Origin of the sequence: Nitrospira lenta (assembly GCF_900403705.1) — a bacterium.
Classification (GTDB): Bacteria; Nitrospirota; Nitrospiria; order Nitrospirales; family Nitrospiraceae; genus Nitrospira_D; species Nitrospira_D lenta.
In genome coordinates, this window is the sequence record NZ_OUNR01000018.1 from 1 (window position 1) to 25388 (window position 25388).

The window sequence follows — 25388 nt, forward strand, 5'->3', positions numbered from 1 at the left end:
CCGGGTACTGGAACAACAATCGCCCCGACGCCAATACTAGTCAATAATGCTACCCGCAAGACGTGAGGCGGATAAGATGAATCGAAAGCGCGTCATGCGGTTGAACGGCGCCACCATGAGTACGCCGGCGCAATCTCCCCTGCCCGCCTGCTGCTGGTCAGCATAGTGGCGGCGGCTCACGTCATTCCCGCATCGAATCCGGAATCCATTCGGCGGGCCGCCGAGGTGATTCGGAACGGCGGTCTCGTCGCCTTTCCAACTGAAACCGTGTACGGGCTCGGCTGCAATGCACTGAATCCGGAGGCGGTGGCGGGCGTCTTCGAGGCTAAGCAGCGGCCTCATTTCGATCCCCTCATCGTGCATATTGCGACACGGACATCCCTCAATCGGCTGGTCGAGACGATCAGCGTCGGCGATCACCGGTTGATGGATGCATTTTGGCCGGGGCCTCTGACTTTAGTGCTGCAGAAGCGAGAAGAGGTTCCCGATATTGTGACGGCAGGACTTCCCACTCTCGCGATTCGGATGCCGGCCCATCCGGTGGCGCGGGCGCTGATCCGGGAAGCGGGGGTCCCGATCGCCGCGCCGAGCGCCAATCCCTTCGGCTATGTGAGTCCGACGTGCGCGCGCCACGTGCTCGACGGACTCGGCGAGCAGGTAGACCTGATTCTCGATGGAGGCCCGTGCCCGATTGGGGTGGAGTCCACCATCGTGTCGATGTTCGGAACCAGGCCGGAAATTCTGCGGCCTGGCAGCATCACGCTGGCGGAGATCCAGAAGGTCATTGGCCCGCTCGGACATACGACTGCTGGTCAAACGACGGTTGTGCCTGGCCAACACCCTCGCCACTACGCGACCCGGACACCGGTAACAATTCTCGCAACTCAAGGGGCAGCCCACACGATTCAAGAGCATGAGCGCGCCGGACTACTGGCCCTGTCGACACCGGGCCACGTGGATGAGCGGTTCCATGCGGTCGAAGTGCTCTCGGCGTCCGGCGATCTGCGGGAAGCCGCGAGGAATTTATTCGCGGCGCTGCGGCGACTGGACGCCCTTGGCCTCGACCATCTGTACGTCGTGCCCTGCGAGGATCAAGGCCTCGGCCTGGCGATCATGGACCGGCTCAGACGCTGTGCCGCGCCGCTCGCTCCGTTACCCCGCCTCACCACTTCACCCGCATCAATCCACATAACGTCGAACTCCAGTGAGCAATGACGCACTGCTATCCGTGCAACTCGTGTGTCGGTGCACGACAGACCTCTACCGTTATAGCAACCTGCGCGCACCGCGAAGGTCCGATCCTTCGGAACCGTGCATTTAGTGAGTGATCTCGACTATTCGTTCACCTCAAAACTTCTCAGTCAGTTTGGAATCTGATTTGCAATCGTGACTCAGTAAGGGAACGGATGGTCCGATCGCCCTTGCTGCTTAAGGGAGGTTTTTAATGGGTACACAGCATGTTGTGACGATGTTACCGGGAGAGGGCACCGGCCCTGAAATTTGCGAAGCGGTCCGGCTGGTGATCGATGCGAGCGGCGTCGATATCAAATGGGAGTATGAGGAGATCGGACTGGACTGCTTGGAGAAACACGGCACGCTGCTGCCTGACAAGACGGTCCAAGCCATCGCCAAAAATAAGATCGCGTTGAAAGGCCCCACGACCACGCCCATCGGAACCGGTCACAAGAGCGCGAATGTGACACTCCGAAAGGTGTTCGACCTCTATGCGAATGTGCGGCCGGCGAAATTAATCCCGGTGCTCAAACGGCCCTGGGATAAGATCGACATTCTGAATTTTCGCGAGAACACCGAAGACTGCTATGCCGCCATCGAGCATATGGTGTCGGACGAAGTCGCGCAATGTTTGAAAGTCATTACCTGGCCAGGCTCCTATCGCATTGCGGACTTTGCGTTTAAGTGGGCCAAAGCCAACGGGCGCAAGAAGGTCTACTGCGTCCACAAGGCCAACATCATGAAGATGACCGACGGACTCTTTCTCGATGCCTTTCGGGAAGTCGCCAAGCAATATCCCGACATGGAGTCCGGCGACATCATCGTGGATAACTGCTGCATGCAGCTGGTGAGAAATCCGGCTCAGTTCGACTGCCTCGTGCTGCCGAATCTCTACGGCGACATCCTGACGGACCTCTGCGCGGGGCTGGTGGGAGGTTTGGGATTTGCGCCGGGCGCCAATGTCGGCGATGGCTGCGCGATCTTCGAAGCGGTACACGGCTCAGCGCCGAAATACGCCGGCCTGAAAAAGGTCAATCCTTCGGCCGTGCTGGTCTCAGGCATCATGATGCTTCGCTGGTTAAAAGAGGATGCGGCCGCGGCCCGGATCGAGAAGGCCATGTTCGCCGTGCTCGACGAACGAAAGCACGTAACGTACGACGTCGGCGGCACGGCAACCACAGACGAGTATGCGCAAGCGATCGTGGACAAAATGCACGCGAAGGCCTGAGCCTCCGCACACAGACTGAACAAGGAGATATCCAATGCCAACGTTAACGGAAATCGCGAAAGCGACAAAGAAGAAGAGAGAGGTCACACTCGTCGGAATCGATATGTACATCATCACTGAGAAAGGCATCCCGAAATTCGATGAGATCGGAGCCTTTAAATGTGAATTCATTTCGAACCGCGGCACGAAGGTCTGGCCCGGGTTTGTGAGCCCCGATCTGCTGCAGGTCAATTGGTACCGCTGCCGGTTCATGGCCACCAAGAATGTGCAGGACGCGGACGTCAATGCGTTCCTGGACGCCCTGACGAAGAAGGGTTGGTGGTGGTCTGCGGCTCAGAAGCTGTGGAACTACGACGGCGAGCCAGGTTTCAGTAAGGCCTACTAGCGTCACACCTACGCCGTCGGCCAAAGCCGGCAGTCGAAAGATGAAGGGAGACCGCGATGCGCACCTCGCAAGATTTGAGGAGGTGCGCATCGACTCCCGCCCCAGCAGCCAGGCAATTAGAAGATGGTGCCGATCACCCCTAAGACGGCTCCGCTATGACGGAGGCGCGCGGCAAGGAGCGTTTGTCCGCTCCGAGGAATTCACGACAATGTCCTTGAGCAGCACCCGCATTCTCAACACGATGACATATGCGATCCCTCTCCTGGGTCAGCAAACCGCAGGAGTTATTGAACCGCCTCTGGATAGAGAATATCTATGACGCACACGGCTGGAAACAGGGGGAGTCTTCCTCGGGAAAAAGTTTCAAATGGCTCGACGAGCGGGGCCGATGTCGAGTACTCGATTATGCTGGCCGTGCTGAACTTCCAAAAGGATTTCATGCAATCCAACTACTCCCATATCCAGGTTCGGTTCGTGAAGAATACCATCGAGGTCGATCTGACCAGAACCTCCCCCATTCCAGCGGAAGAGCGGCTGGCTCAAACCCAGGAAGGATGCATTCAACTGAGAGAGATGCACCAGGCGCTGTTCGCGACGGGACAAGACCGTTTGCAGAAAGAGCTCACAGAAATCCTTGGCGAACACATTTATGAACTGCGCACCGACCTGGATCCACCTACAGGAAAAAGCACGATGGTGATCAATCTGCTCGGAGCGAGCGAACACTCGATAAAATGAACGGCCCCCGCCTGTTCGATCTCTTCTCGATAGATGGAGCCTCGATCGATCTCGTTCTAAACGGCATTACACGGACGCAATAGCCGGTCAGAAAACGACGCTGACAGGCGCTTCACCTTCCCCCTTGCTCCCTTGTAAGAGGAAGCATACGAAAGACTGGTCTCCCAGCCCCCCATATGATTGCCCACGCTCACTCCTGACCGAATTCATGGTGTGCTTATCGCGCGACGGGAAGCCCGCTGAAATGATACGACGAAATCGCGGCCGCGACCGCGACATTGAGGGAATCAATGCCCCGTACAAGGGGAATTGAATAGGTGTGCGATGACGCTGCGATGGATGCAGGGAGTAAACCTTGGCTTTCATTCCCAACGGCAATGATAGATCGAGGAGCACGCGCTGTAATACTTCTGAGATCACAGGCCTTGGGCGACGAGACGACGGCAGCATAGAGCACGCAGCCTGACGCGTTCAGAAAGGACAGCTCCGCCCCCTGAAACACCGGAAGCGCGAGAACGGCTCCGGCTGTGCCCCGCACCACCTTCGGATGAAAACAGTCAACGGAATCGGAGCTGAGCCAGACCCCTGACAAACCAAGCCCTGCGGCAGTCCGAACGATCGTACCCACATTCGTTGGATCTTGTAGACGTTCGCCATAGATACCCAGCACTCGCTGCTGAGCCAACACGTCGCGTTCATTCCATTTCGGCAAGTGGACAACCGCGAGAATCCCCTGCGGCACATCCACATCGGAGAGCTTTTCAAAGGTCTCATCCGAACAGGAATATTGCGTCGCCCGCAACGCATTTCTGGCAGCGCGACTCTCGTCGTCTTCCTGCTCAAGATATCGGGAGGAAACAGTGAGACTGATGATCTGTTGCGAAAAAGAGAGAATGAGATCGCGACAGGCGTGGGCGCCTTCGATGACGAAGGCGCCTTCACTGAGACGTGACTTCTTGTCCTGGAGAAGATGCCGAACCAACGACCCATGCGCACGAGTAAGAGGGCGGAGCAGAGCAGACACGTTCGACCCTCTTACCGTACAGGGCCAGGCTCGGAGAGAACGCCTGGCAGAGAACTACCGCCGCTTCCGCTCGGACGCGGCTTCTGCAGCACGAATCCGCTGGGCCCGCGCCTTAGCGCGCTTGAGCAGCGTGAGCTTCCCGCGCGTGCGATCCTGCTCGGTCTGCAGTTTTTCAAGCTGGGACTTCAGGTGAGCCTTCTCTTGCTTATGTAAATCCGCGCACTCGGCTTTCGAGAGAAGCTTCCAGTCGCCTGTATTGCCGGCCCGCTTAATCCGAGCATCCAGCGATTCGCGAAGCTGGCGCGCCCGCATCGTCATGAGTGACTTCAAGGCCTGCTGGCGCCGCTGCACCTCTTCTTCTTCAGCCATAATGCCACGAATGTCCGTTCCCAACATGTTCCCGCCCTCCTTCAAAGACCTACGTTCAAACGGGCATATTGTACCTGAATTCACCTCTCACCCGCCACCCGACAAATATCAACGTAAGTCATTGATGTGTATACGTTTATCAAATTCAACCCAGTGGGTCGCTTGCGGCAGAATCCAGACTTCTATATCATCCGCGCATGCCGATCGGTGCACTCATACAGGCCTGGAGACTCTCTCGAAACCAGTCAATTGAAACCCTTTCAAAGACTGCCGGCATCTCGACTAGTCAGCTCGAAGACATCGAGACCGATCAGACCGATCCTTCCTCAGCAACCATTGAATCACTCGCAACTGCCCTGCGCATTCCACCCTCATGGCTGTTTGATACACCCAAATCGTTTGATTGCCTGTTCAACGAGTCCGGCGACGATGAGCCCCCACCTCCAGACCACACCGATCCCGTCACCGAACGCATTCTGACCGGCTCACGTTTGGATCGATCGCTGTATGTCATGTTGACGGCGCTGATGCAGGCAGGCGATCCGAAACTGCTACGCGCGGCAGAAATGAGTCTCCGCAGTCTCGTCAAGCAATCACGGCAAGCCACTGTCCCCTGGCAACAGCGCCCTTCGGGGCATTTCGAACCACCCAGCGACTAACTGCCGACATCGGCTGATATTTCTGACCCGGATCAACAGTCTACTAGAAGATTTGCAGGATGAGGCACTTCAGATAGCGCGTCTCCGGCATGCTCGCCAGGATCGGATGATCGCCACTCTGTCCACGCTGCTCAATCAATCGGACTTCGCGCTTGGCGTCGCGTGCCGCCAGACGGATCGCATCCCAAAACTGCATGTCTGAGATGTGGTGCGAACAGGAACTCGTCACCAGAAAGCCTTCCGGTTTGGTGAGCCTGATTCCAAGCAGATTGATGTCCTTATACCCGGTGAGCGCCTTGGGCACCGCCTGTTGGCTCCTGGCAAACGCCGGAGGATCGAGCATGACCATATCGTAGCGTTTTCCGGTCTTGATCAATGCACGCAGTTCGTCGAATGCATCACCCGCGCGATAGTGACAACGAGACTCGACACGATTCCGACGCGCATGCTCCCGCGCAATCACCAGGGAGTCTTCGCTGACATCCAGCCCTTCGACCGATACGGCACCGGCCAGCGCCGCATGAATCCCGAACGCACCCGTATGACAGAATGCCTCCAGCACCTCAGCGCCGTTCGCATACCGCGCCGCCGCTAATCGATTTTCCCGTTGATCGCAAAACCACCCGGTCTTTTGTCCGGACTCCATATCGACACGGAAAATCGCCTGCCCCTCCGTAATTTCGACGGTCGTCGCTCCGCTCCCTTTCGCGAATCCCCGCTCCAGCGGCAATCCCTCAAGTGTCCGGCTTTTCGGATCATTTCTCAGATAAATCGTCTTCAAACCGGTGACCTCCGCGAGCAAATCGGCCAGCATCGCTTTCCGGCGATCCATCCCGAAGGCCAGCGTCTGCATCACCAGCGCCTGATCGTACCGATCCACGATTAATCCCGGCAGGCGGTCGCCTTCCCCATGGATGAGCCGGTACGCCGTCGAATTCGTCACGATCCGCTGCCGCAGACGCACCGCCTGACGCATCCGCTCAAGCCAAAACGGCTCATCGATCGGAATGTCGTCAAAGGTCAGAAAACGAACCCGAATCTTGGACTCCGGGTTATAGAACCCCCGGCCATAGAATCGTCCGGCGGGCGTGACCACATCGACCACATCACCGGCAACCGGCTGGCCCTCGATCTTCGCCACATGACCGGCATAGAGCCAGAGATGGCCGGGCCCTTCCCTCCCCATCTGATGAAGTAACGTCACGCGAGCGGTGGATGCATCAGTTTGTATTGTCATGCGTCACTTATCCAACCTGGCACTATGAAAGGTCAAGGGGATTCCCCGCGCTGTCGCGCGCGCACCCACGCATGACTTGACGCTGCCCGGGCAATATGATGTGCTCATGCGGAGCACCGCCCTGTTGTCGTCCTCTGGAGCACACACATGAATCATCCTGCAACCATCGGAACGGCCGTCCTCGACCGGCTCCATGGCCTGGGCGTCCGGCACATCTTCGGCATTCCCGGCGACTACGTGCTGTCACTCTATCAATTGATCGAAGCATCGCCCATCAAGCATATCGGGACGACCAGGGAAGACTGCGCGGGATTTGCCGCGGATGCCTACGCTCGCATCAACGGCATCGGCGCCGCCTGTGTCACCTATTGTGTCGGCGGACTCAACACCGTCAATGCCATCGCCTGCGCCTACGCGGAACGATCTCCCGTCGTCCTGCTCACGGGATCACCGGGACTCTCCGAACGCACGCGCACTCCCTACATGCACCATATGGTGAGAGACTTCTCCACCCAGCGGGACGTGTTTGAACAAATGACCGTCGCCGCCATTACGCTCGACGACCCCCTCACGGCCGAACGAGAAATGGACCGCGCCTTTGCCGCCCTGTTGCGATATCGCCGCCCCATCTACATTGAAATCCCGCGAGACATGGTCCATAGCCCGCTCCACGGCAGCGGCAAACCGGCCTGCATCGACGAGGCGCTCAGCGACGCGGCGGCACTGGCCGAAGCCATCGGCGAAGTCCGCATGATGCTGTCGGCCGCGCACCGTCCGGCAATACTGGTCGGCGCGGAAGTCGGACGATTCGGTCTGCACGACGATCTCGCCAAACTAGTTGAGCGGCTGAACATTCCCATTGCCTCCACCTTGCTGGGGAAATCCGTAATTCGAGAAGACCATCCGCTCTATGTGGGCGTATACGGAGGCCTGATCGGACGCGACGAAGTGCAGCAGTTCATCAACGAATCAGACTGCCTCCTGATTCTCGGCTCGATTCTCTCCGATGTCGAAGACGTGGATGCCCGGTCGCCGCTCATGACCGAAGGCCGGACGATTCACGCCACGGCCGACCGTATCGCCGTGAAGCATCATCGATACGAAGCCATCCGGTTTCAGGATTTTGTGCGTGGGCTCGGCGAAGCCCCGCTTCCCAGCTTCCCATCACGGACCCTACCGGCTCCGCCGTCTCCAGCCGGCCCCGCATTAGACCCCGCTGGGCCGATCACGCTGCGCGGCCTATTCGGCCATCTGGACACGATCCTGAACGAACAGACGCTGGTGATCGCGGACGTCGGAGAATCCTTGTTTGCCGCCGCCGATCTGCATGTCCACCGCCGGTTTGAATTCCTCTCCCCCGCCTACTACACCTCCATGGGGTTTGCCATCCCTGCCGCGCTCGGCGCCTCCTGCGCCGATCCGACCCTCCGCCCGATCGTGCTCGTCGGAGACGGAGCCTTTCAGATGACCGGAACGGAACTGTCCAGCTGCGTGCGCTACGGACAAGCCCCGATCGTCATCATTCTCAACAACCGCGGCTACTCCACCGAACGCGAAATCCTCGAAGGCCCGTTCAACGATATTCACGAATGGCAGTATGAACGCATCTGCGATCTGGTAGGCGGAGGCGTAGGCTCCCGTGTCACAACCCAACAGGGCTTTGAACAACGCATCGCCGCCGCGCTGGCCGACTCCACACAGGTGCATGTGCTCAACGTGCTGTTGAATCCAGCCGATCGCTCCCCCGGCATGGTTCGCCTGGCTCGCCGCCTAGGGAAAAAGCTCTCGACGGATAAACCGTAGCGTGGGGGCAACGACCGCGCCCTGACGATAGAGGTCCGGCTCATAACCACTTCGTCCCCATCGGAAGGACGGCCGTCCTCGTCAAGACGCTCAAGACACGGGCTCCTCAGCCACACCCCCGCGCGCGGCAGCAGCGGCTCGGACATCTCCCAGGGCTCACGTGACGACCACACTCGCTTGAATAGCCCGGCAATGGAGAGGATAATTCACCCCACAGACTTCCATGAAACAGACAACTCCACAATGGGTTATTTCATCGGGCGTCGCCGCGTTGACGGTCGCGCTCTTGGTAGTCGACCTTCACACGCCGCTAGGCGTGGCCAATCACATCCTGTACCTCGGCCCCGTGCTCCTCTCGTTACTCTCCTCGCAGCGGTCCTATCCGTTCATCATCTCGGGCATCGTCACGGTCCTGATTATCGTCGCAGGGCTTATGAGCGAGAACCCGCATGATCTTCCGCTGTGGGTCCCTATTTCCAATCGCGCGTTTAGCATCTGGGCCATGTGGGTGCCCGTCTGGTATTTCCGTCAACGCCGCGACCACGAACTGCTCCTCCAACGGATGAATACGGAGCTTGAGGAACGCGTGCGGGATCGCACCCGGCAACTCGCCCTGGTGAATGAGGCGCTGGTCGTCGAGATTACGGAGCGCATGCGCACGGAACACTCCCTTGAATTCAGCCGCCGGGAACTCACACGGCTGGCGTCGCAATTGATCCGAGTCCAGGAAGATGAGCGGCGAAGAATTTCCCGCGACCTGCACGATGATATCAACCAGCGGCTCGCGCTTCTGTCCATCGAACTGGAAGGGATTCAGCGGCAACTGCCCGCGCTCACACCGTCACTCACCCAAGCCATCCGGTCGATTTCGGATCGCGTGGCCGAGCTCTCCGAAGATGTGCGGCATCTGGCCTATCACTACCATCCCTCGATCCTCGACGACCTCGGTCTCTCCATCGCCCTACAGCGGCTGGTGGAAGATGTCGGCTCGCGCAACCATCTGGAGACCCGCATCAGCTGCCATGACATGCCGGCCACGCTCTCCCAGGATATCGCAACCGGCCTGTACCGCATCGCGCAGGAAAGTCTGAACAATGTCGTCCGCCATGCGAAGGCCTCGCGGGTCGACGTCGCCTTGGCTCAGTCCAGGATAGGACTGACCTTAACCATTACCGATAATGGCGTCGGGTTTCTCACCGATCTGCCCCGAACTGAATCCGGAGGCCTCGGGTTATTGAGCATGAAAGAACGCGTCGCTCTGGTCGGTGGAACCTTGTCCATCGAATCGGCGATCGGCACCGGCACCAGGCTCCAAGCCAGCATTCCCTTGATGGAGGAAGCGTGACAAAACCCCGCGTGCTACTTGCTGACGACCATACCTTGGTTCTGGACGGCTACCGCAAATTGCTGGAGGGCTCCTGCGACATCGTCGGCGCCGCCGAAGACGGCCGCACCCTGTTGAAGCTGGCACAGCAATTCCAGCCCGATATCGTGACGCTCGATATTTCCATGCCGCATCTGAATGGGATCGATGCCGCCCGCAAACTGCACAAGGATGTGCCGAACGCCAACCTCATCTTCGTCACGATGCACGCCGACCAGGCCTACGTCACCGAAGCCTTCAAAGCAGGCGCAAAGGGCTATTTGCTGAAGCGGTCCGCCGGATCGGAACTTGTCCAGGCCATCCAGGCCGTCATGAGCGGGCATAACTACATTACGCCGCTGATCGCCAAAGGATTGGTGCAGTCCGCCGTGACCGGTCGGACGCCGACCATGAAACGCGGCGCGGCGCTGACACCCCGCCAGCGGGAAGTCCTCCAATTAGTCGCCGAAGGCAACACCGTGAAGGAAATCGCGGTCGCGTTGGAGATCTCACCCAAAACCGTTGAGTTTCACAAAACACAACTGATGGATCAGCTGAACTTGCACACTACCGCCGAACTCACGCGCTATGCGCTGACCCACGGGCTCATCTCCTCATAATCGTCACGATAGTCGCGCGCATTCGACTGAAAAACCCAGGGATTTCCCCAGCTCCACCTGGGGACCTGTCTAGTACCCCAATCGCGATTCCCGACATACACTTCTTCCATAGGGAGCGGGCACATATCCGCGGCACGATCATCTCTATGGATGGAGGTGGGCCATGAGACGGACTCGCATCTTGCTGGCAGACGATCATCCGCAAATCCGTGAACTCCTCCGCATCATTCTGGAACCGGAGTTTAAAGTCGTGGGTGCCGTGGAGGATGGCGAAACGCTCTTGCAATATGCCCAGAGCTTGCAACCCGATGTCATCATTTCCGATATTGATATGCCCAAAATAGACGGTCTCCAAGCGGCCCGGACCCTGAAAGATGTCGCGCCGCACATACGCATCATCTTTCTGACCGCCCACGCCGCACCGTCTTACAAGGCCTCCGCCTTTGCGGCGGGAGCCGCCGGCTATCTCATTAAAGGAGCCACGACGGATTTAACCGGCTCATTGCGGTCTCTGATCGGCGACGTTCACACACAGAACCGTGCGCCACATGCGGTGCCGATACAACCATCGCCGGCGGTCCTGCGCCAAGACCGATAAAGAGGATCAGCCCCGCGACGCGAGCGGTCGAATCGCGTGAGAGGACGTCATCGTGGCTATGCACCTGACACTCTGCTGGTTTTGCCGGCGTCTCACCCCCGAGCAAGCCGAGGCCGATTCGGCAAGCGGAGGGCCGGAGATGGGAACTTCGAAGGACACTGTGCTCGGGCCGGACAACGCCATAATCGAGGATGCCTATTGTCATGACTGTGAACGGTTCTATCACCAACTCATCACGTTCGGACGCGGGAGCCACTACGCTGCCGGCGGCACCGGACCGGATGCCCCGATTCAGCAGCACCCGCAACCACAGACTACCCCCGCTTCAGCCAGGCAGTCGCGGCACCAGCCGACCACGAACGTGGGTCTTCACGGCAGCGGCGATCGGAACAAAGCGTCGCAATCACCCTAACGGCGAATATCCGCAATGAAATTGGCACCCGCATTCCTGGGCAATCTAAAGCCAGGACAAAGTACGCACATGACGACAGATCCATTAGTCCGTCGGCGCATTCTGGTGGTTGATCATGATGATGAGATCCGGCTGTCTGTATGCAGCCAATTAGCACAGTGGGGATTCGAGGCCGAGGGAAAAGACACCGGCCTATCGGGGCTCGCGCGGCTCGCTCAAGCGGGCTCAGCTCCAGAGTTCGCAGGCATGTTGCTCGAAATGGATATGCCGGTCCTCGGCGGCATGGCCGTCCTCCAGGAAATGAAGGACCGCCACCCAACGGTTCCGGTCATTGTCATGGCCCAGGCGTCCCACATCGACAAGCTCCGGAATGCAGTCAGGATGTGGGCCCAAGAGTACCTTGTGAAACCCGTTGACCCGGAACTCCTGAAACTAAAGTGCGCGTCAGTCTTCTCCGGACGTCCGCACCGAACCTAATATGAATTGCCAACCGTCTCCAGCACAGTCGAACCAATGGGTGACCGAAGACCAACGGCCAATCACGTGGCATCGCCTCATCGCAATGCCCCCTGAACGGGATTCGTCGAAAGGAATCGGGCACCCATTGGTTCGGCTCTGGAAACGCGGTGATGCTGCGCACGAACCACCCGACAGGACCGGTCGCCGTGCTTCTCGCCCCAGATGACCCCGAGTAGACCGCCGCCCAGGGCACACACCCTGGCGGGACCGGCAGACACCATCGTCCAAGCCAGTCCAGAAGCGTTCACGACACACCCGCCTCCCCTGAGGGAGAGGAGGCCCGATGCTATGTGCGGAAGTAGTCGCAAGGAATGAGATGACCGACAGAATTGATATGCCGAACACTCACACGATTCTTATCATCGACGACGATCCCGACATTCGCAAGCTCCTTCGTCTCGCACTTGAAGAAGCCGGTTATGGCGTTCGAGACGCTCAAGAGGGCGGCGCCGGCATCGCTATTGCCAAGGAAGGGCGATGCGCACTGGCGATTGTGGACCTCTTCATGCCCGGTAAAGAAGGGCTCGAAACCATTCTGACTTTGCGGCGAGAAATCCCGTGGATCAAACTGATCGCCATGAGCGGCGGAAGCAGCCGGGCCGACCTCTTGGCTGTGGCCACTTCGTTCGGCGCCGATCAGATCATCCACAAACCCTATGAGATCGACGCATTGCTGGCATCGATCGGCACCCTGCTCCCAAAACCATGACCTCTGTGGAATCAAGGGAACAACCGGCAGCTCCCTTCACACCGAAAGGCACGATATGGACAAAAGGACTATGAGATTCCCCGCCGCGCATCGCGCAATCCGATCGGCCGGGCTCTGCATTGGGGCCGGACTCCTAGCCGCCTGCGCGGCGGTATCGCCCGGCACGGACTCGGTCCCTACCCATCACATTCAGATTCAGAATGGCGTCACTCCGCAGCGCTTGGATGTCCATGTCGGTGACGAAATCCGCTGGCACAATCTACGGAGCGAGCCGGTCAAAATCAGCCTGCTCAGCCATCTCTCCGGATCGGGCGTCTCCTGCCAAACAGGCTTCTCGAGTTTTGGATCGCTCGACGATACGGCCACCATTCCACCTAATGGCTATGTGAGCCTGTGTTTCTCCCAGGCCGGGTCCATCCAATACAATGTCTGGCTCAATCTCGACGATCCGTTGAGGAGCATGACGCCCACCGCAAGGATTGTCGTCTCGACACGACCGACCTGACGGTGAAACTGATATACTCCTCGTTCTCATCGGAGTCCTGTATATGACCATTCGCGCTGTGCTTTCGCTCATCGGCCTCGGGGCCGCACTCTATGCCGCCGCCATACCGGCGTCGCTCGGCTTTGCGCTGGAGCCGGCCCCGGCAGCCTATAGCCTCGACTCCATCCTCGATCTGGCGCTGGCCAGAAACCCGGCCGTATCGTCCGCGGAAGGCACCATCGATCAGCAGCGCGGCCACCAGACGGCTGCCGGCGCCTATCCCAACCCCACGGTCACCGGGTACATGGGCTACGGGGAAGTGCGGGACACCGGCCGGGCTAATATCCGCGAATCCCTCGACCGTGAAAAACTCACGGAATACAACGTGACCATCGGGCAACCATTGGAATGGCCCGCGATGCGCAAGGCCCGCCAAGGGGTGGCCGATGCGGGTCTGGCAACCGCCAACGCCGGCATGTCGGAAACACGGTTGCATCTGACCACGCAAGTCAAAGTCGCGTTCTACGACCTGTTGCTGGCCCAACGGGATGCCGCGCTGGCTCAACAGAATCTCGACACCGTCGAGAGTGTCACGCGGATCGTCAAGGCGCGCGTGAAGTCCGGAGAAGCCCCGCAATTCGAATCCATCAAAGCAGAAGTCGAAGTGCTGAAAGCCAAGCAACAGCTCGCTCGCGCGGATAACGCCGTGCGCATCAATCGGGCCGTGGTGGATACTATGACCGGAGGCGCGCTCGGACCGACGTATGTCATTCAAGGAGACTTCATGGGCCTGTCGAAAGAAGTCCACCTGGACGGATTGATCGTCCGCATGGGCACTCAGCATCCATCCATTCAACGGCTGTTGAAATCGGTCGAACAATCGGACTGGAAAATCGAATTTGAGCGGCAATCGAGAGTGCCCAGCGTGACGGTCAACGGCAGCTACTGGCGCGAGATCGGCCGAGAAGCGGTGCAAGGAGGCCTGTCCATCCCCATGCCGCTCTGGTACCGCCGGGAAGGAGAAATCGCCGCGTCGCTAGGCGCCAAGCGGCATCATGAAGCCGAGTTGCTGCGGACACGCAACGAACTGGCGCGAGCTATTTTCCAGCATTATCAAGACGCCAGGACAACGGCGGAATTGATCGATGTCTTCGATAAGGGCTTATTAAAGCAAGCGCAAGAGGCCTTGCGGCTCGCGCAATTCAGTTTTCAGCAAGGCGCATCGAGCCTGCTCGACGTCTTTGATGCCCAGCGCGTCCAACGCCAGATCCAGATGGACTACGCCCACGCGCGGTACGAACTGTCCGTTTCCCTAGCGCACCTTGAACGAGCCGTCGGGGGAACACTATGACGCAACTCCAAGTCAGACACCTACGCATGAGACAACAGACGCAGCCGATGACGCAGGATGCCAAGTCCCGGGGCTCCCGCCACCTGGCCGCCGCTATGCTGCTCGGCCTGGTCGCGATCATCGCAGGATGCGACCGCGCTCCTGGCGAAGCCGTTGCGGTCAAGACACCCGCGCCCACCTCGACTCCGGGACTGATTACCCTGTCCGCTGAAGAGTCCGCCAGAATCGGACTCGTCGTTCAACCGACGTCTCGAACCGATTTCCGCACCCATCGGGACTTTCCAGCCATTTTACAACCGAACGAGCATGCAGTGGCCGATATTACCACCCTGGTTCGAGGCCGCGTCGTGGATGTCTACGCAGATTTAGGACAACAGGTCGAAGCCAATGCCCTCCTGGCCATCCTCTACAGCAGCGACCTCGGCCTGGCGCAATCCGCCTATCTGAAGTCCCAGGCGAAACTTCATGTCGCCGAACAAGCCTACGCGCGGGCCAAGTTTTTGCTGCAAGAACAAGTGATCGGCGAAGCAGAAGCCCAACGCCGGCATGCGGAACTGCTCAGCATGCAGGCGGAATCCCATGAGGCGCGCGACCACCTCAAGCTGCTCGGCATGAGCGACGGCGAATTCCGCCGCCTCAACAAAAGCCGGGACATTCGCTCCCATATCCCGATTGTGGCGCCCTTTGCCGGGCGCATCATCGGCCGCAACCTGACCAGAGGCGAAGTTGTCGAAACCACCGAAAAACTGTTCGTGGTCGCCGACCTGTCTGAAGTCTGGGTGCGGGCCAACATTCCTGAGAAAGATATTCCCTTCGTCCATGCGATCCATGCCTCCGGAGGCAGACAGGCAGAGGTGCGCGTCAATGCCTATCCGAAGGAAACGTTCAAGGCCACGATTACCTATGTGGGCGATGTCCTAGATCCAGCTACCCGCACGATGCAGCTGCGGCTCGAACTCCCCAATCCCGAGGGGCGGCTGAAACCGGAGATGTTCGCCACCATCCGTCTCTTCTCCGAATCGCAGCCGGACCGGCTGGCTGTCCCAGAAGCCGCGCTGCAACGGGATCAGAACCGAACCTTCGTTTTCGTGCAACGCGCCGCGACGGAGTATGAAATCCGCGAGGTCCAAGTCGGGGAATCCAACGGCGCCCAGATCACCATCCTCGGAGGCCTCACCGAAGGCGAGCCTGTCGTCACGCAAGGCGCCTTCATCCTGAAGTCCGAGTTCCTGAAGAAACAAGTCTGATGGTTACTCGCCTGCTCGACATCTCATTGCGCCAGCGCATGCTCGTCGTGATCTTCGCCCTCATGCTTGGCATCGGCGGACTCTATTCGTTTCGCACCATCCCGATCGATGCCTTTCCCGATGTCACCAGCGTGCTCGTCCAGGTCGTCACCAAGGCGCCCGGCTTATCTCCCGCGGAAGTCGAACGCCTGGTCACCTACCCGATCGAACTGCAACTGACCGGCGTTCCCGCGCTCGTGGAAATGCGCTCCCTGACCAAAGTCGGCTTGTCGCTGGTGACCATCGTGTTCGACGATTCGATGGACACCAACCTAGCGCGCCAACTCGTGCTCGAACGCCTGATCGAAGTCAAAGAACAGCTTCCCCCCGGCACGGAACCGATGCTCGTGCCGAACAGCACCGGACTGGGCGAAGTCTTCCAATACTATCTGGACGACGCCCGCGGCCCAATCCAAGACCAGGCCCTGGCTCACCAAAGCTTGATCGATCAGCGCACGATTCAGGACTGGATTATCCGGCCACAACTGAAGAGTACGCCGGAAGTGATCGACGTGAACTCCATGGGCGGCTTCGTCAAGCAATATCAAGTACTGGTCGAGCCGGCCATGTTGCGGAAATACGACCTGACCCTTCGGGAGGTCTTCGATGCCGTGGCCAGCAACAACGCCAACGCCGGCGGCAATATTCTAGAAAAGCACGATGAGAAATATATTGTGCGCGGGATCGGCCTGATTCGGTCGCTCGAAGACGTCCAGCGCATCGTCATCAAGGAAGCCGGCGGCACCCCGGTCTTTGTCGGCGATGTGGCGCAGGTGCTGATCGACCATGCGGTCCGGCACGGCGCGACCGTGTTGAACGGAGAGCGCGAGGTGGTCACCGGGATCGTCCTCATGCTGCGGGGGGGCAATGCGCGTGACGTCGTCGAAAACATCAAAGCGCGCATCGACGACATCCACCGTCTGCATCTGCTGCCGGACGGACTGCGGATCGTGCCGTTCTATGACCGAATCGAATTGATCACGTCCGCCTTGAACACGGTCTACAAATCGCTCGCCGAGGGCGTGGTGCTGGTCGTCGTGGTGCTGGTGCTCTTCCTCGGCAACCTCCGCAGCGCGCTGATCGTCGTCGCGACGCTGGTGCTGTCCCCGCTGGCCACGTTCATCGTCATGGGCCAGGTCGGACTCACGGCCAATCTCATGTCATTAGGCGGGCTGGCCATCGCCATCGGCATGATCGTAGACGGCTCCGTGGTCGTCGTGGAGAACGTCTACCGTCATCTCTCGGAGCCCTCGTCCGCGGCAACCCCGCGCCTTGAGCTGATCACCCGATCCGTCAAGGAAGTCGGGCAGCCGGTCGTCTTCGGCATCTTGATCATTATTCTGGTGTTCCTGCCGCTGCTGTCCTTGCAAGGGATGGAGGGCAAGATGTTCAAGCCGCTCGCCTACACCATCATGATCGCCCTGCTGACGTCCCTGGTGCTCTCGCTCACGCTGTCGCCGGTCCTCTGTTCGCTCATGTTGAAACGAGGGAGCGAAGAAGACCCCTGGATTGTCCGCTTGACCAAGCGCCTCTATGCCCCATCGCTCCGTTGGGCACTGGGACATACCCGCATTGTGCTGACGATCGCGGTCGGCTCGCTGATCGGCAGCCTTGCCTTGTTTCCGTTACTCGGCAGCGAATTTATCCCGATCCTCAACGAAGGCTCTGTCGCTCCGCAAACGATCCGCCTGCCGAGCGTCTCCCTCCCCGCGTCGATCGAAATCGAGAAGCGCATGCAGCAGGCCATGATGGAGTTCCCGGAAGTGGAAATGGTGGTCTCCAAGATCGGACGCACGGAACTGGGAAACGATCCGCAGGAACCGAACGAAAGCGATCCCGTCGTCCGGCTCCGTCCGCTGGATCAATGGACCACCGCTCGCACGATGCCGGAGCTGATGCAAAAATTCCGCGAGCGATTGACCCGAATCCCGGGCGCGACGTTCCTGATCAGCCAGCCCATCCAACAGCGGGTCGACGAGCTGATCTCCGGCGTCCGGACAGAAGCGACCGTCAAGCTGTTCGGGGAAGACCTGGAGGTCCTGCACAGCAAAGCCGAGGAGATCGCCGCCCAGCTGAACACCGTGCGCGGTGTGCGGGATATCAAGATCGAACAACTCTTCGGGCAGCCCTATCTCACCATCGACATCGATCGCGGCAAGATCGCGCGCCACGCAATCAATGTGTCCGATGTGCGAGACATCATCAGCACCGCGATCGGCGGTGAAGTCGCGACACGTGTCTACGAAGGTCAGCAACGATTTGAACTGCTCGTCCGCTTCCCGGAGCAATACCGGAACAGCGCCGAAACCATCAGCAACATCCTGGTCACCGGCAGGGACGGAGCTCTGGTCCCGCTCGCCGACCTCGGAAGCGTCCGCCTTGAGGAAGGCCCCGGCCGGATCAGCCGTGAAAAACTCCAACGGTATGTCTCCATCGGGTTCAATACCATGGGACGCGATATCGGCAGCTTAGTCGCCGAAGCGCAGCAGAAAATCGCCACCCAAGTGGTGCTGCCCGCCGGCTACACCGTCGCGTGGGGCGGCTCGTTTGAAAATATGGAGCGGGCGATGGGCAAACTGCGGCTCATCGTGCCCATCACCATCGGATTGATCTTCCTGTTGTTGTACTCTACCTTCGACTCGCTACGGCAGGCGGCCCTGATTATTCTGAATCTTCCTTTCGCCATGATCGGCGGAGTGGTCGCGCTCTGGCTGACGGGGGAATATCTCAGCGTGCCGGCCTCCATCGGATTCATCAACCTCTTCGGCGTGGCCGTACTGAACGGCATCGTGCTGGTCTCCTGCATGAACGCCCTGCGCGAGGAAGGCGCCACGCTGGACGAAGCCGTGATGTCCGGGGCGTTGCTGCGCCTGCGGCCGGTCCTCATGACCGCATTGGTTGCGTTACTGGGATTGGTCCCGCTCGCCTTCGCCCACGGCATCGGCTCGGAGGTGCAGCGTCCGCTGGCTATTGTCGTCATCGGCGGACTGGTCAGCTCCACCTTGCTGACGTTGATCGTTCTGCCGATTCTCTATCGATGGCTAGAGGATCGACCCCAACAGGATACGCCGCCGACCGGCGTCCTTCCCGTCATCAAATCCGCCCATGGAGGACACTAGCCTCGGCGGCATCGCCTGCGCTCATCGGAACATCCACAGGCCTTCACATACCTTGCGCAGGCTGCTAGCATCCCTACCATGAACATACTACCCACCCTACGGCAGGAATGGTTTCTCTTAGTGAGCGGCGGCACCTCGGCGGCCTTTCTTGTCTTCGGGCATCGGTGGCTGGCCGATCTCTCGCATCCGGCCTGGTTTACGCTCATGTTTGCGTGGCTCTTCACCGTCATCCTGCTGTCGGCCTTTGCCGTCGTCCGGCATGCCGAGAGCCTGGCCACGAAACTGGGAGAGCCGGGTGGGACGCTCATTCTGACGCTAGCCGTCACCGGGATTGAAGTCATGATGATCAGTGCCGTCATGCTGACGGGCAAAGGCAATCCGTCCCTCGCGCGGGATGCGATGTTTGCCGTCGTGATGATCGCGCTCAACGGCATGGTGGGCTTTTCACTCTTGCTGGGAGGGTTGCGGTATCACGAACAAACCTACAATCTGCAAGGAGCGAACGCCTTCCTCGCGGTGATTATCCCCCTGGCCGTACTGAGCCTGGTCCTGCCAAATTTTACTTTATCGTCGCCCGGGCCAACGTTGTCGGCGCGTCAATCGGTGTTTCTGATCATCATGTCGCTCGGCCTCTACGCCGTCTTCCTCGCCATGCAGATCTTCCGCCATCGCAACTACTTCATGGCGCCGATCTCGCCGGAGCCGGCTGAGGCCCCCTACTGGAAATGCTCGTCTGACGACCACGACCGCTCGGTTTCACAACTGCTGTTGTTGTTGATCATGTATCTGCTGCCGGTCATCATCCTCGCTGGTCAAATCGCGGTCCCCATCACCCACGCCATCCACGAATTACACGCTCCGTCGGCCTTGGGCGGAGTACTCGTGTCCGTGCTGGTCTTGTCCCCGGAGTCGATGAGCGCGGTGCGCGCCGCGATGGGCAATCAGCTGCAACGCTCGGTGAATCTTTTGCTGGGGTCGGTGCTGGCCAGCATCAGCCTGACGATTCCCGCCGTGTTGACCATCGGATTTGTCATGGACCAGACCATCATCCTCGGGCTCGATGCCGTCGGCATGACCCTGCTGCTCTTGACGCTGGGAATCAGCCTCCTGACCTTTGCCAGCGCCCGCACCAACGTCTTGCTCGGCGCGGTGCATCTGCTGCTCTTTCTTGCCTATGTCATGTTGATTTTCGAACGGTAACAAACGGGCTTGCGATCTGACCAGGGTGCCGCAACCCTGACGGAGGAGGACGAAGAAGATGGTGTCAATGGAGTGGATCTACCTCATCCTCGCGGGTCTGCTTGAAATGGGATGGGCGATCGGCCTGAAATACACGGAAGGCTTCTCGCGGCTATGGCCCAGCATCGGGACGATCACGGCCATGATCGCCAGCTTTTACTTCCTATCGCAGGCACTGCGGACGATTCCGATCGGCACAGGCTACGCCGTATGGACCGGGATCGGCGCGGTAGGAACCGCGCTGCTCGGTATGGTCATCTTGGGGGAATCAGTCGCGCCCTTCAGGCTCGTGTCGCTTACACTGATCGTGCTGGGCATGATGGGACTCAAGTTAAGCACATAATCGGCCCGTCAGATCAAACCGCCTTCACCACCGGCTCACTCACACTGGCACTACACGCCTGACAGCCCGCTTCCCATCCGAGCTAGGGCATTCTTCTATCCATCTGCGGGATTCGCCTAGTTCATCAACCCAGACCCACTTGTTACTCTACAGTGAGTATCGTCTGCCAGAATGCAGGCTGGCTCGCAACAGGGGAGCCATATACGGGTGTGGTCCGTCTCACAGCGGACAGCTTTGCCCGTCTCCGTGCGGTGGGCGCTCCCGTACAGGTTGACCGGAGTGAAGGGCTTCACCGCCAATGCTTCACTGGCCAGACAACAATCACCCGCATATCGGTCCGGCGAGGAGGGCTGTCCGGAAGAATATCTCCAGGCGATCAAGGCATTAATCACACCGTCGTGGCGTCACTCGTTCGGGGCCTAGAGCGGCACAGGCGTTGCTTCTTTAATACGACGATCCTGGGCTTCCACGATTGATTCCATCCCGAGTGCCCGCGTGGCCGCCCAAACGGACAGGGAGGAAGAACATGTCGGACTTTCATCAAAACGGCGTGGTGACCGTACTCCATCGGCTCGGCAAACCGAATCTCGATCAACTTGAGGCGGAACTCCAGCGGCACGCATCGACGAATCCGATTGCCCTGATCCTCCCGTCCCTCTATTCGGAGCTTCAGCGACCGGCGCTCAGAAAGATCGTCGAGACGCTGACCGAGGTGCGCTATGTGAATGAGATCGTCATCTCTCTGGATCGAGCTTCGGCGCGGGAGTTCCGCCTGGCCAAGGAATACTTTTCGATCCTCCCGCAGCGCGTCCGGGTGATCTGGAACGACGGGAATCGTATTCAGCACATCTTGAAGCGCCTGACCGACAATGCCATTGATGTCGGCTTGGCCGGCAAAGGGCGCGGCTGCTGGACCGCATTCGGATATATACTCGCCCGCCACCAAAGCAAAGTGCTCGCTCTGCACGATTGCGATATTGTGAGCTACGACCGGCAGTACCTCGCCCGGCTGTGCTATCCCATCGCCAATCCCAATCTCGGATATGAATTCGCCAAAGGCTACTACAGCCGGATTACCGACCGCCTTCATGGCCGCGTGACCAGGCTCTTCATGACTCCCCTTCTACGCAGCCTTCAACAGCTGGTCGGCACGCATCCCCTCCTGACCTTCCTAGATAGTTTCCGCTATCCGCTGGCCGGTGAATTCGCCATGGTCAGCGATCTCGCCTGGATCAATCGTATTCCGGGAGATTGGGGTCTCGAAGTGGGGGTCCTTGCCGAGGTATATCGCAACTGTGCGCTCCGCCGCGTCTGCCAGGTCGACATCGCCGACGCCTACGAACATAAACACCAGGAACTCTCAGCGGACAATCCCGGTGCCGGCCTGTTAAAGATGTCGACCGACATTACCAAAGCCCTCTTCAGAAACCTGGCCAGCGACGGGGTCATCCTCTCCGACAGCCTGCTGAAGACACTGCGAGCCACATACCTCCAAGCCGCGCACGATGCGATCAGCCGCTACGAAAACGACGCGATGATTAACTCGCTCCAGTTCGATCGCCACCAGGAACGCACTGCCGTAGAAGTGTTTCTCAAAGGCATGAAGCTCGCCACACAGAGTTTCATTGAAGATCCTCTGGGCGTCCCCATGATTTCCAATTGGAGCCGCGTCGTGGCCGCCGTCCCTGATGTCTTCGGGCTCTTGATCGATGCGGTCGAGAGTGACCATGAGTGGGAACCGGCCAGCGAGTTGGCCCCTACATAGCATGACTACCCACTCGCAAGAATCTCGCACCCTATTCACCTGATGCCCATGCCGAATTCGACCATCACCCCCTTGGCAGCCTGGACTGAACGCTCCAGTCTGCGCAGAGAGGGACTCAATCTCCAATCTCTGGGCCGGACGTTTGAGCCTTGGAAAGCGGATCGCGTGACACGATAGCCCTAACGCATCAGAAATAAAGGAGAGCATCATGGCATCACCATGGATTAAGGCATTACTCGAACCCGTATCCATCCTCGTCCGGCAAACACTGGCCATCGTTCCCACCGGACAATCCAGTTGCTGAGCGCCGCCATGACAGCGCTGGCGTTCAGATTGAGAAGCACAGACCTCGCACAGTCATGGCTTGACGGCTCCGTTACACGGACCGAGTCATGATAATGTTCACCACCATTGAGGCCCCCATGCATCCTCCCTACCTTGTCTTTACCGACCTGGATGGCTGCCTTCTCGACAGCCAAACCTATTCGTTCGAGGCGGCTCGACCGGCTCTCGAACGGCTCCAGGAAAACCAGATTCCCGTCGTCCTGGTCTCCAGCAAAACGCGGGCGGAAATCGAACCGCTTCGGCAGCAACTCAATCACCAGGGCCCCTTCATCGTTGAAAACGGCGGGGCCGTATTCGTGCCGCTCGGCACGTTCGGATTCTCGATCACGCAGGCGCGACGCCGGGAAACCTACCACGTCATCGAGTTCGGAACGCCCTACGCCATGCTGCGCGACGTCCTCAAGCAAATCGAGGACGCCGTCGGAACGCCGCTCCTAGGATTCGGGGATCTTTCCAGCGAGGAGATTATGGAGCTGACCGGGTTATCCCGGGAGGCCGCGATCCTGGCCAAGCTTCGCGAATATGACGAGCCCTACCTGGTGCAAGGTCCCGCCACGATTGCCGCAGAGGTGTGCCGTCAGATCGTCATGCGCGGATTACAATGGACGAAGGGCGGGCGTTTTTTTCATCTGACCGGAATGAACAACAAAGGTCAGGCCGCCTTGAAACTCCTCCAATATTACAAACGCCAATGGAATTTGGATGGGCCGTTCGGCAAGGTTGAAACGGTAGGGATCGGGGACAGCCTGAACGACCTCCCGCTCCTGCTTGCGGTGGATCATCCGGTGCTGGTGCAGAAATCGGACGGGACATACGATCGGGACATCGATGTTCCGCAGCTGATTCATGCCCCGGGCATCGGACCGATCGGATGGAATCACGCCATTCTGCATCTGCTGCAGCTGGTCGCCTAGCGGAGGCGAAGGCCCCCTCTGAATCAGCGGGCCTACGTCAAGCGGGTTTCTTCGACGCAAACACCGCGGCATCACAGGAAAGGTATTTGATCTGCTTGATCGGAACCAAGATCATTTCCCGCGGCGACTCCAAATAAATAAACTCCTGGTCTTCCGACAATCGATGACTGACTGCATCTTTGATCAGCAATTCCTGATTGTCCACAAACATGACTTTCACCCAATACTGCACGATCAACTCCTTCCTAGAAAAAGCCGGACGACCCGGCCGCCACCCGCTCCATTGAAAGCCAGCGGATTATACTGATCCGTTCAAGACGGTGGCAACTTGCCAGCCATAGCCGCTCATGGGTAGAGTACCGGTCTATACATAAGCTCCCCTGTCTTCGAGAAAGGTCTGATGGCCAACTCATTTCGAATCGGCGGATTGACGGCGCTCTTGCTCGCCGGCCTCACGATGTCTCCTACTCTGAGCGACGCGCAGGTGATGGGAGATGAGGCTGAATTGGGCCGGCTTCAGTCAAAAGCCGAAGAGGCGATCGGGAATGACGATGCGGACGGGGCCGCGATGATGATGGGTCGAGCCGCATTGCTCGCCGCGCAGCTCGGAAAGAGGGAGGCCGGATCGAAGACGGCCTTCCGCAAGAGCCAGGAAGCACTCTTCCGATCGCAGGAACACACCTACCGGGCCATGGCACTCTTTCGACGAGCCGGCGGTCAATTGCCGGCGTCCTCGGGTGTCTGCGGCAGCCTGGCCCTCGCCCGCACGAGCCTCGGCCATGTCACCGAGCTAGATTCGTCCGCTCCGCAAGACACTCGCCTCCTTGAGGAGGACACGCGTCTTCGCGCATCTGCGGACACCTGGAGGCAGGTGGTCGACTCCATAATCGCCGAATACCACTGTCTCTAACCGCACACTCCGCCGCTAGTCGTCTTCCGGATTGATGATATGCAAGCCCGCGGTCTTTGACGCCGCCAACAGCTGAGAGTCGGCGCTCACGATCGTCAGTCGCAACGGCTTCAACTCCAGCGCCAACGCCAGATGCATGACCTGGGTCGCCCGAAGAAAGGGATATTCCAGGACCAGCTCCTTGGTAGCCAGATACGTCCCCATTGTCGGCGCGATAAATTCAAAGAGCCCGGCTTTCGATTCCAGCTCAAATTTATACAACACCGAATAACAATCGTCCCGGGTGATTTCTCCCTGCTGAGCTCGATTGGACAGCGTGGCGTAAAAGTCCGTGACCGTCCAGGTCGGCAGAATGGCGACTTTCCCGCGCTTGACCATCAACTTGTTGACGACGCGAGTGCCTCGTTCCATGCTGTAGCGTTTCACGAGCGCGGTGGAATCAAAATAGTAGTATGGCATCCTGTCACACCCTCCCCTTCATGATCAGGGCGGCCAGGGGCCCTTGGAGTTTTGAAAGTCGGTCTTGCAGCTCGTCCAGCGGCACTTCCTCATATCCCTGCTTGCGCAGCGTATCGGCAAGATTGCCTTGATTGAACGATGCGGTGTCGTCCTTCAGCCGGTCGCCCAGCTTGCGCTTGGCCAATCGGCTCGACAGTTTCCGTCCGGGCTTCGTCAGCCCGCGTCCGCGGCTCCGTGGGGCGCGGCCCATCGATTTCTCTGTAGACTGTGTCACAG

General features: G+C 59.1%; 27 protein-coding genes. 21 read left to right on the forward strand and 6 right to left on the reverse strand.

The window, feature by feature from the left end; all coding sequences use genetic code 11:
- The first annotated feature begins 165 nt into the window (after positions 1-165).
- The 4 genes from NITLEN_RS13665 to NITLEN_RS13680 all read left to right on the forward strand — a co-directional run bounded on the left by NITLEN_RS13665 (position 166) and on the right by NITLEN_RS13680 (position 3584).
- Entirely contained in the window at positions 166-1215 is a 1050-nt protein-coding gene (locus NITLEN_RS13665; protein ID WP_121990192.1) for an L-threonylcarbamoyladenylate synthase, read from the forward strand.
- 229 nt (positions 1216-1444) lie between these two features.
- Complete coding sequence (locus NITLEN_RS13670) at positions 1445-2461, forward strand: isocitrate/isopropylmalate dehydrogenase family protein (protein WP_121990193.1); 1017 nt, start codon at positions 1445-1447, stop codon at positions 2459-2461.
- 34 nt (positions 2462-2495) lie between these two features.
- Complete coding sequence (locus NITLEN_RS13675) at positions 2496-2846, forward strand: isocitrate dehydrogenase (RefSeq protein WP_121990194.1); 351 nt, start codon at positions 2496-2498, stop codon at positions 2844-2846.
- Positions 2847-3161: 315 nt separating this feature from the next.
- Positions 3162-3584 (forward strand): Na-translocating system protein MpsC family protein, encoded by a 423-nt coding sequence (locus NITLEN_RS13680; RefSeq protein WP_121990195.1) that lies wholly within the window; start codon positions 3162-3164, stop codon positions 3582-3584.
- Positions 3585-3801: 217 nt separating this feature from the next.
- On the opposite strand, the gene NITLEN_RS13685 is transcribed toward NITLEN_RS13680, so the two are convergent.
- Positions 3802-4608, reverse strand: a complete 807-nt coding sequence (locus NITLEN_RS13685) for a TrmH family RNA methyltransferase (RefSeq protein WP_121990196.1) — start codon at positions 4606-4608, stop codon at positions 3802-3804.
- Positions 4609-4662: 54 nt separating this feature from the next.
- Entirely contained in the window at positions 4663-5004 is a 342-nt protein-coding gene (locus tag NITLEN_RS13690) for a hypothetical protein (RefSeq protein ID WP_121990197.1), read from the reverse strand.
- Positions 5005-5174: 170 nt separating this feature from the next.
- Here NITLEN_RS13690 and NITLEN_RS13695 point away from each other — a divergent pair, with 170 nt between their 5' ends.
- Entirely contained in the window at positions 5175-5636 is a 462-nt protein-coding gene (locus tag NITLEN_RS13695) for a helix-turn-helix domain-containing protein (RefSeq protein WP_121990198.1), read from the forward strand.
- A 43-nt stretch (positions 5637-5679) separates the two neighbouring features.
- On the opposite strand, the gene NITLEN_RS13700 is transcribed toward NITLEN_RS13695, so the two are convergent.
- A complete protein-coding gene (locus NITLEN_RS13700) occupies positions 5680-6873 on the reverse strand; it encodes a class I SAM-dependent rRNA methyltransferase (RefSeq protein ID WP_219999456.1) in 1194 nt (397 codons plus the stop codon).
- 147 nt (positions 6874-7020) lie between these two features.
- On the opposite strand from NITLEN_RS13700, the gene NITLEN_RS13705 reads away from it, so the two are divergent.
- The 15 genes from NITLEN_RS13705 to NITLEN_RS13775 all read left to right on the forward strand — a co-directional run bounded on the left by NITLEN_RS13705 (position 7021) and on the right by NITLEN_RS13775 (position 23743).
- A complete protein-coding gene (locus NITLEN_RS13705) occupies positions 7021-8676 on the forward strand; it encodes an alpha-keto acid decarboxylase family protein (protein WP_121990200.1) in 1656 nt (551 codons plus the stop codon).
- 223 nt (positions 8677-8899) lie between these two features.
- Positions 8900-10021: a sensor histidine kinase gene (locus NITLEN_RS13710; protein ID WP_121990201.1), complete on the forward strand. Its 1122-nt coding sequence runs from the start codon at positions 8900-8902 to the stop codon at positions 10019-10021.
- The gene (locus NITLEN_RS13715; protein WP_121990202.1) at positions 10018-10659 is read left to right on the forward strand and encodes a response regulator; all 642 of its coding nucleotides are present in this window, start codon (positions 10018-10020) and stop codon (positions 10657-10659) included. The genes NITLEN_RS13710 and NITLEN_RS13715 overlap by 4 nt, the downstream gene beginning before the upstream one ends.
- Positions 10660-10822: 163 nt before the next feature.
- Positions 10823-11257, forward strand: coding sequence for a response regulator transcription factor (locus NITLEN_RS13720; protein WP_121990203.1), 435 nt, complete (start codon positions 10823-10825; stop codon positions 11255-11257).
- A gap of 139 nt (positions 11258-11396) precedes the next feature.
- Positions 11397-11669, forward strand: a complete 273-nt coding sequence (locus tag NITLEN_RS13725) for a hypothetical protein (RefSeq protein ID WP_146216193.1) — start codon at positions 11397-11399, stop codon at positions 11667-11669.
- 69 nt (positions 11670-11738) lie between these two features.
- Positions 11739-12146 carry a response regulator gene (locus NITLEN_RS13730; protein ID WP_181416865.1) on the forward strand — a complete coding sequence of 136 codons (408 nt, stop codon included), beginning with the start codon at positions 11739-11741 and terminating at the stop codon, positions 12144-12146.
- A gap of 358 nt (positions 12147-12504) precedes the next feature.
- Entirely contained in the window at positions 12505-12897 is a 393-nt protein-coding gene (locus NITLEN_RS13735; protein ID WP_181416866.1) for a response regulator transcription factor, read from the forward strand.
- A gap of 70 nt (positions 12898-12967) precedes the next feature.
- Entirely contained in the window at positions 12968-13402 is a 435-nt protein-coding gene (locus tag NITLEN_RS13740) for a hypothetical protein (protein WP_121990207.1), read from the forward strand.
- A gap of 43 nt (positions 13403-13445) precedes the next feature.
- Positions 13446-14732, forward strand: a complete 1287-nt coding sequence (locus NITLEN_RS13745) for a TolC family protein (protein WP_121990208.1) — start codon at positions 13446-13448, stop codon at positions 14730-14732.
- A 26-nt stretch (positions 14733-14758) separates the two neighbouring features.
- Complete coding sequence (locus NITLEN_RS13750) at positions 14759-15979, forward strand: efflux RND transporter periplasmic adaptor subunit (RefSeq protein WP_181416867.1); 1221 nt, start codon at positions 14759-14761, stop codon at positions 15977-15979.
- A complete protein-coding gene (locus tag NITLEN_RS13755; RefSeq protein WP_121990210.1) occupies positions 15979-19137 on the forward strand; it encodes an efflux RND transporter permease subunit in 3159 nt (1052 codons plus the stop codon). The genes NITLEN_RS13750 and NITLEN_RS13755 overlap by 1 nt, the downstream gene beginning before the upstream one ends.
- Positions 19138-19215: 78 nt before the next feature.
- Positions 19216-20337 carry a calcium:cation antiporter gene (locus NITLEN_RS13760; protein ID WP_121990211.1) on the forward strand — a complete coding sequence of 374 codons (1122 nt, stop codon included), beginning with the start codon at positions 19216-19218 and terminating at the stop codon, positions 20335-20337.
- Positions 20338-20404: 67 nt separating this feature from the next.
- Entirely contained in the window at positions 20405-20719 is a 315-nt protein-coding gene (gene sugE, locus NITLEN_RS13765) for a quaternary ammonium compound efflux SMR transporter SugE (RefSeq protein ID WP_121990385.1), read from the forward strand.
- 526 nt (positions 20720-21245) lie between these two features.
- Positions 21246-22484, forward strand: coding sequence for a glycosyltransferase family protein (locus NITLEN_RS13770; protein ID WP_121990212.1), 1239 nt, complete (start codon positions 21246-21248; stop codon positions 22482-22484).
- A gap of 392 nt (positions 22485-22876) precedes the next feature.
- Positions 22877-23743, forward strand: a complete 867-nt coding sequence (locus NITLEN_RS13775) for an HAD-IIB family hydrolase (protein WP_219999457.1) — start codon at positions 22877-22879, stop codon at positions 23741-23743.
- Between the two features lie 37 nt (positions 23744-23780).
- On the opposite strand, the gene NITLEN_RS13780 is transcribed toward NITLEN_RS13775, so the two are convergent.
- Positions 23781-23975, reverse strand: a complete 195-nt coding sequence (locus tag NITLEN_RS13780; RefSeq protein ID WP_121990214.1) for a hypothetical protein — start codon at positions 23973-23975, stop codon at positions 23781-23783.
- Positions 23976-24143: 168 nt separating this feature from the next.
- Between NITLEN_RS13780 and NITLEN_RS13785 the strand changes: the two genes are divergently transcribed.
- Positions 24144-24653, forward strand: coding sequence for a hypothetical protein (locus NITLEN_RS13785; RefSeq protein ID WP_121990215.1), 510 nt, complete (start codon positions 24144-24146; stop codon positions 24651-24653).
- A gap of 15 nt (positions 24654-24668) precedes the next feature.
- On the opposite strand, the gene NITLEN_RS13790 is transcribed toward NITLEN_RS13785, so the two are convergent.
- Together NITLEN_RS13790 and NITLEN_RS13795 are read right to left on the reverse strand one after the other, a co-directional pair.
- Positions 24669-25112, reverse strand: coding sequence for a type II toxin-antitoxin system VapC family toxin (locus NITLEN_RS13790; RefSeq protein WP_121990216.1), 444 nt, complete (start codon positions 25110-25112; stop codon positions 24669-24671).
- A gap of 4 nt (positions 25113-25116) precedes the next feature.
- On the reverse strand, positions 25117-25386 hold the full coding sequence (locus tag NITLEN_RS13795; RefSeq protein ID WP_146216194.1) for a hypothetical protein: 270 nt from the start codon (positions 25384-25386) through the stop codon (positions 25117-25119).
- Positions 25387-25388: the final 2 nt, after the last annotated feature.

Bases quoted from the DNA above. Each gene is read 5' to 3' on its own strand.
- NITLEN_RS13670 (WP_121990193.1), top strand. From the start codon at position 1,445: ATGGGTACACAGCATGTTGTGACGATGTTACCGGGAGAGGGCACCGGC.
- NITLEN_RS13675 (WP_121990194.1), top strand. From the start codon at position 2,496: ATGCCAACGTTAACGGAAATCGCGAAAGCGACAAAGAAGAAGAGAGAG.
- NITLEN_RS13680 (WP_121990195.1), top strand. From the start codon at position 3,162: ATGACGCACACGGCTGGAAACAGGGGGAGTCTTCCTCGGGAAAAAGTT.
- NITLEN_RS13690 (WP_121990197.1), bottom strand. From the start codon at position 5,004: ATGTTGGGAACGGACATTCGTGGCATTATGGCTGAAGAAGAAGAGGTG.
- NITLEN_RS13695 (WP_121990198.1), top strand. From the start codon at position 5,175: ATGCCGATCGGTGCACTCATACAGGCCTGGAGACTCTCTCGAAACCAG.
- NITLEN_RS13700 (WP_219999456.1), bottom strand. From the start codon at position 6,873: ATGACAATACAAACTGATGCATCCACCGCTCGCGTGACGTTACTTCAT.
- NITLEN_RS13705 (WP_121990200.1), top strand. From the start codon at position 7,021: ATGAATCATCCTGCAACCATCGGAACGGCCGTCCTCGACCGGCTCCAT.
- NITLEN_RS13710 (WP_121990201.1), top strand. From the start codon at position 8,900: ATGAAACAGACAACTCCACAATGGGTTATTTCATCGGGCGTCGCCGCG.
- NITLEN_RS13720 (WP_121990203.1), top strand. From the start codon at position 10,823: ATGAGACGGACTCGCATCTTGCTGGCAGACGATCATCCGCAAATCCGT.
- NITLEN_RS13725 (WP_146216193.1), top strand. From the start codon at position 11,397: ATGGGAACTTCGAAGGACACTGTGCTCGGGCCGGACAACGCCATAATC.
- NITLEN_RS13730 (WP_181416865.1), top strand. From the start codon at position 11,739: ATGACGACAGATCCATTAGTCCGTCGGCGCATTCTGGTGGTTGATCAT.
- NITLEN_RS13735 (WP_181416866.1), top strand. From the start codon at position 12,505: ATGACCGACAGAATTGATATGCCGAACACTCACACGATTCTTATCATC.
- NITLEN_RS13740 (WP_121990207.1), top strand. From the start codon at position 12,968: ATGAGATTCCCCGCCGCGCATCGCGCAATCCGATCGGCCGGGCTCTGC.
- NITLEN_RS13745 (WP_121990208.1), top strand. From the start codon at position 13,446: ATGACCATTCGCGCTGTGCTTTCGCTCATCGGCCTCGGGGCCGCACTC.
- NITLEN_RS13750 (WP_181416867.1), top strand. From the start codon at position 14,759: ATGAGACAACAGACGCAGCCGATGACGCAGGATGCCAAGTCCCGGGGC.
- NITLEN_RS13755 (WP_121990210.1), top strand. From the start codon at position 15,979: ATGGTTACTCGCCTGCTCGACATCTCATTGCGCCAGCGCATGCTCGTC.
- NITLEN_RS13760 (WP_121990211.1), top strand. From the start codon at position 19,216: ATGAACATACTACCCACCCTACGGCAGGAATGGTTTCTCTTAGTGAGC.
- sugE (WP_121990385.1), top strand. From the start codon at position 20,405: ATGGAGTGGATCTACCTCATCCTCGCGGGTCTGCTTGAAATGGGATGG.
- NITLEN_RS13770 (WP_121990212.1), top strand. From the start codon at position 21,246: ATGTCGGACTTTCATCAAAACGGCGTGGTGACCGTACTCCATCGGCTC.
- NITLEN_RS13775 (WP_219999457.1), top strand. From the start codon at position 22,877: ATGATAATGTTCACCACCATTGAGGCCCCCATGCATCCTCCCTACCTT.
- NITLEN_RS13785 (WP_121990215.1), top strand. From the start codon at position 24,144: ATGGCCAACTCATTTCGAATCGGCGGATTGACGGCGCTCTTGCTCGCC.
- NITLEN_RS13790 (WP_121990216.1), bottom strand. From the start codon at position 25,112: ATGCCATACTACTATTTTGATTCCACCGCGCTCGTGAAACGCTACAGC.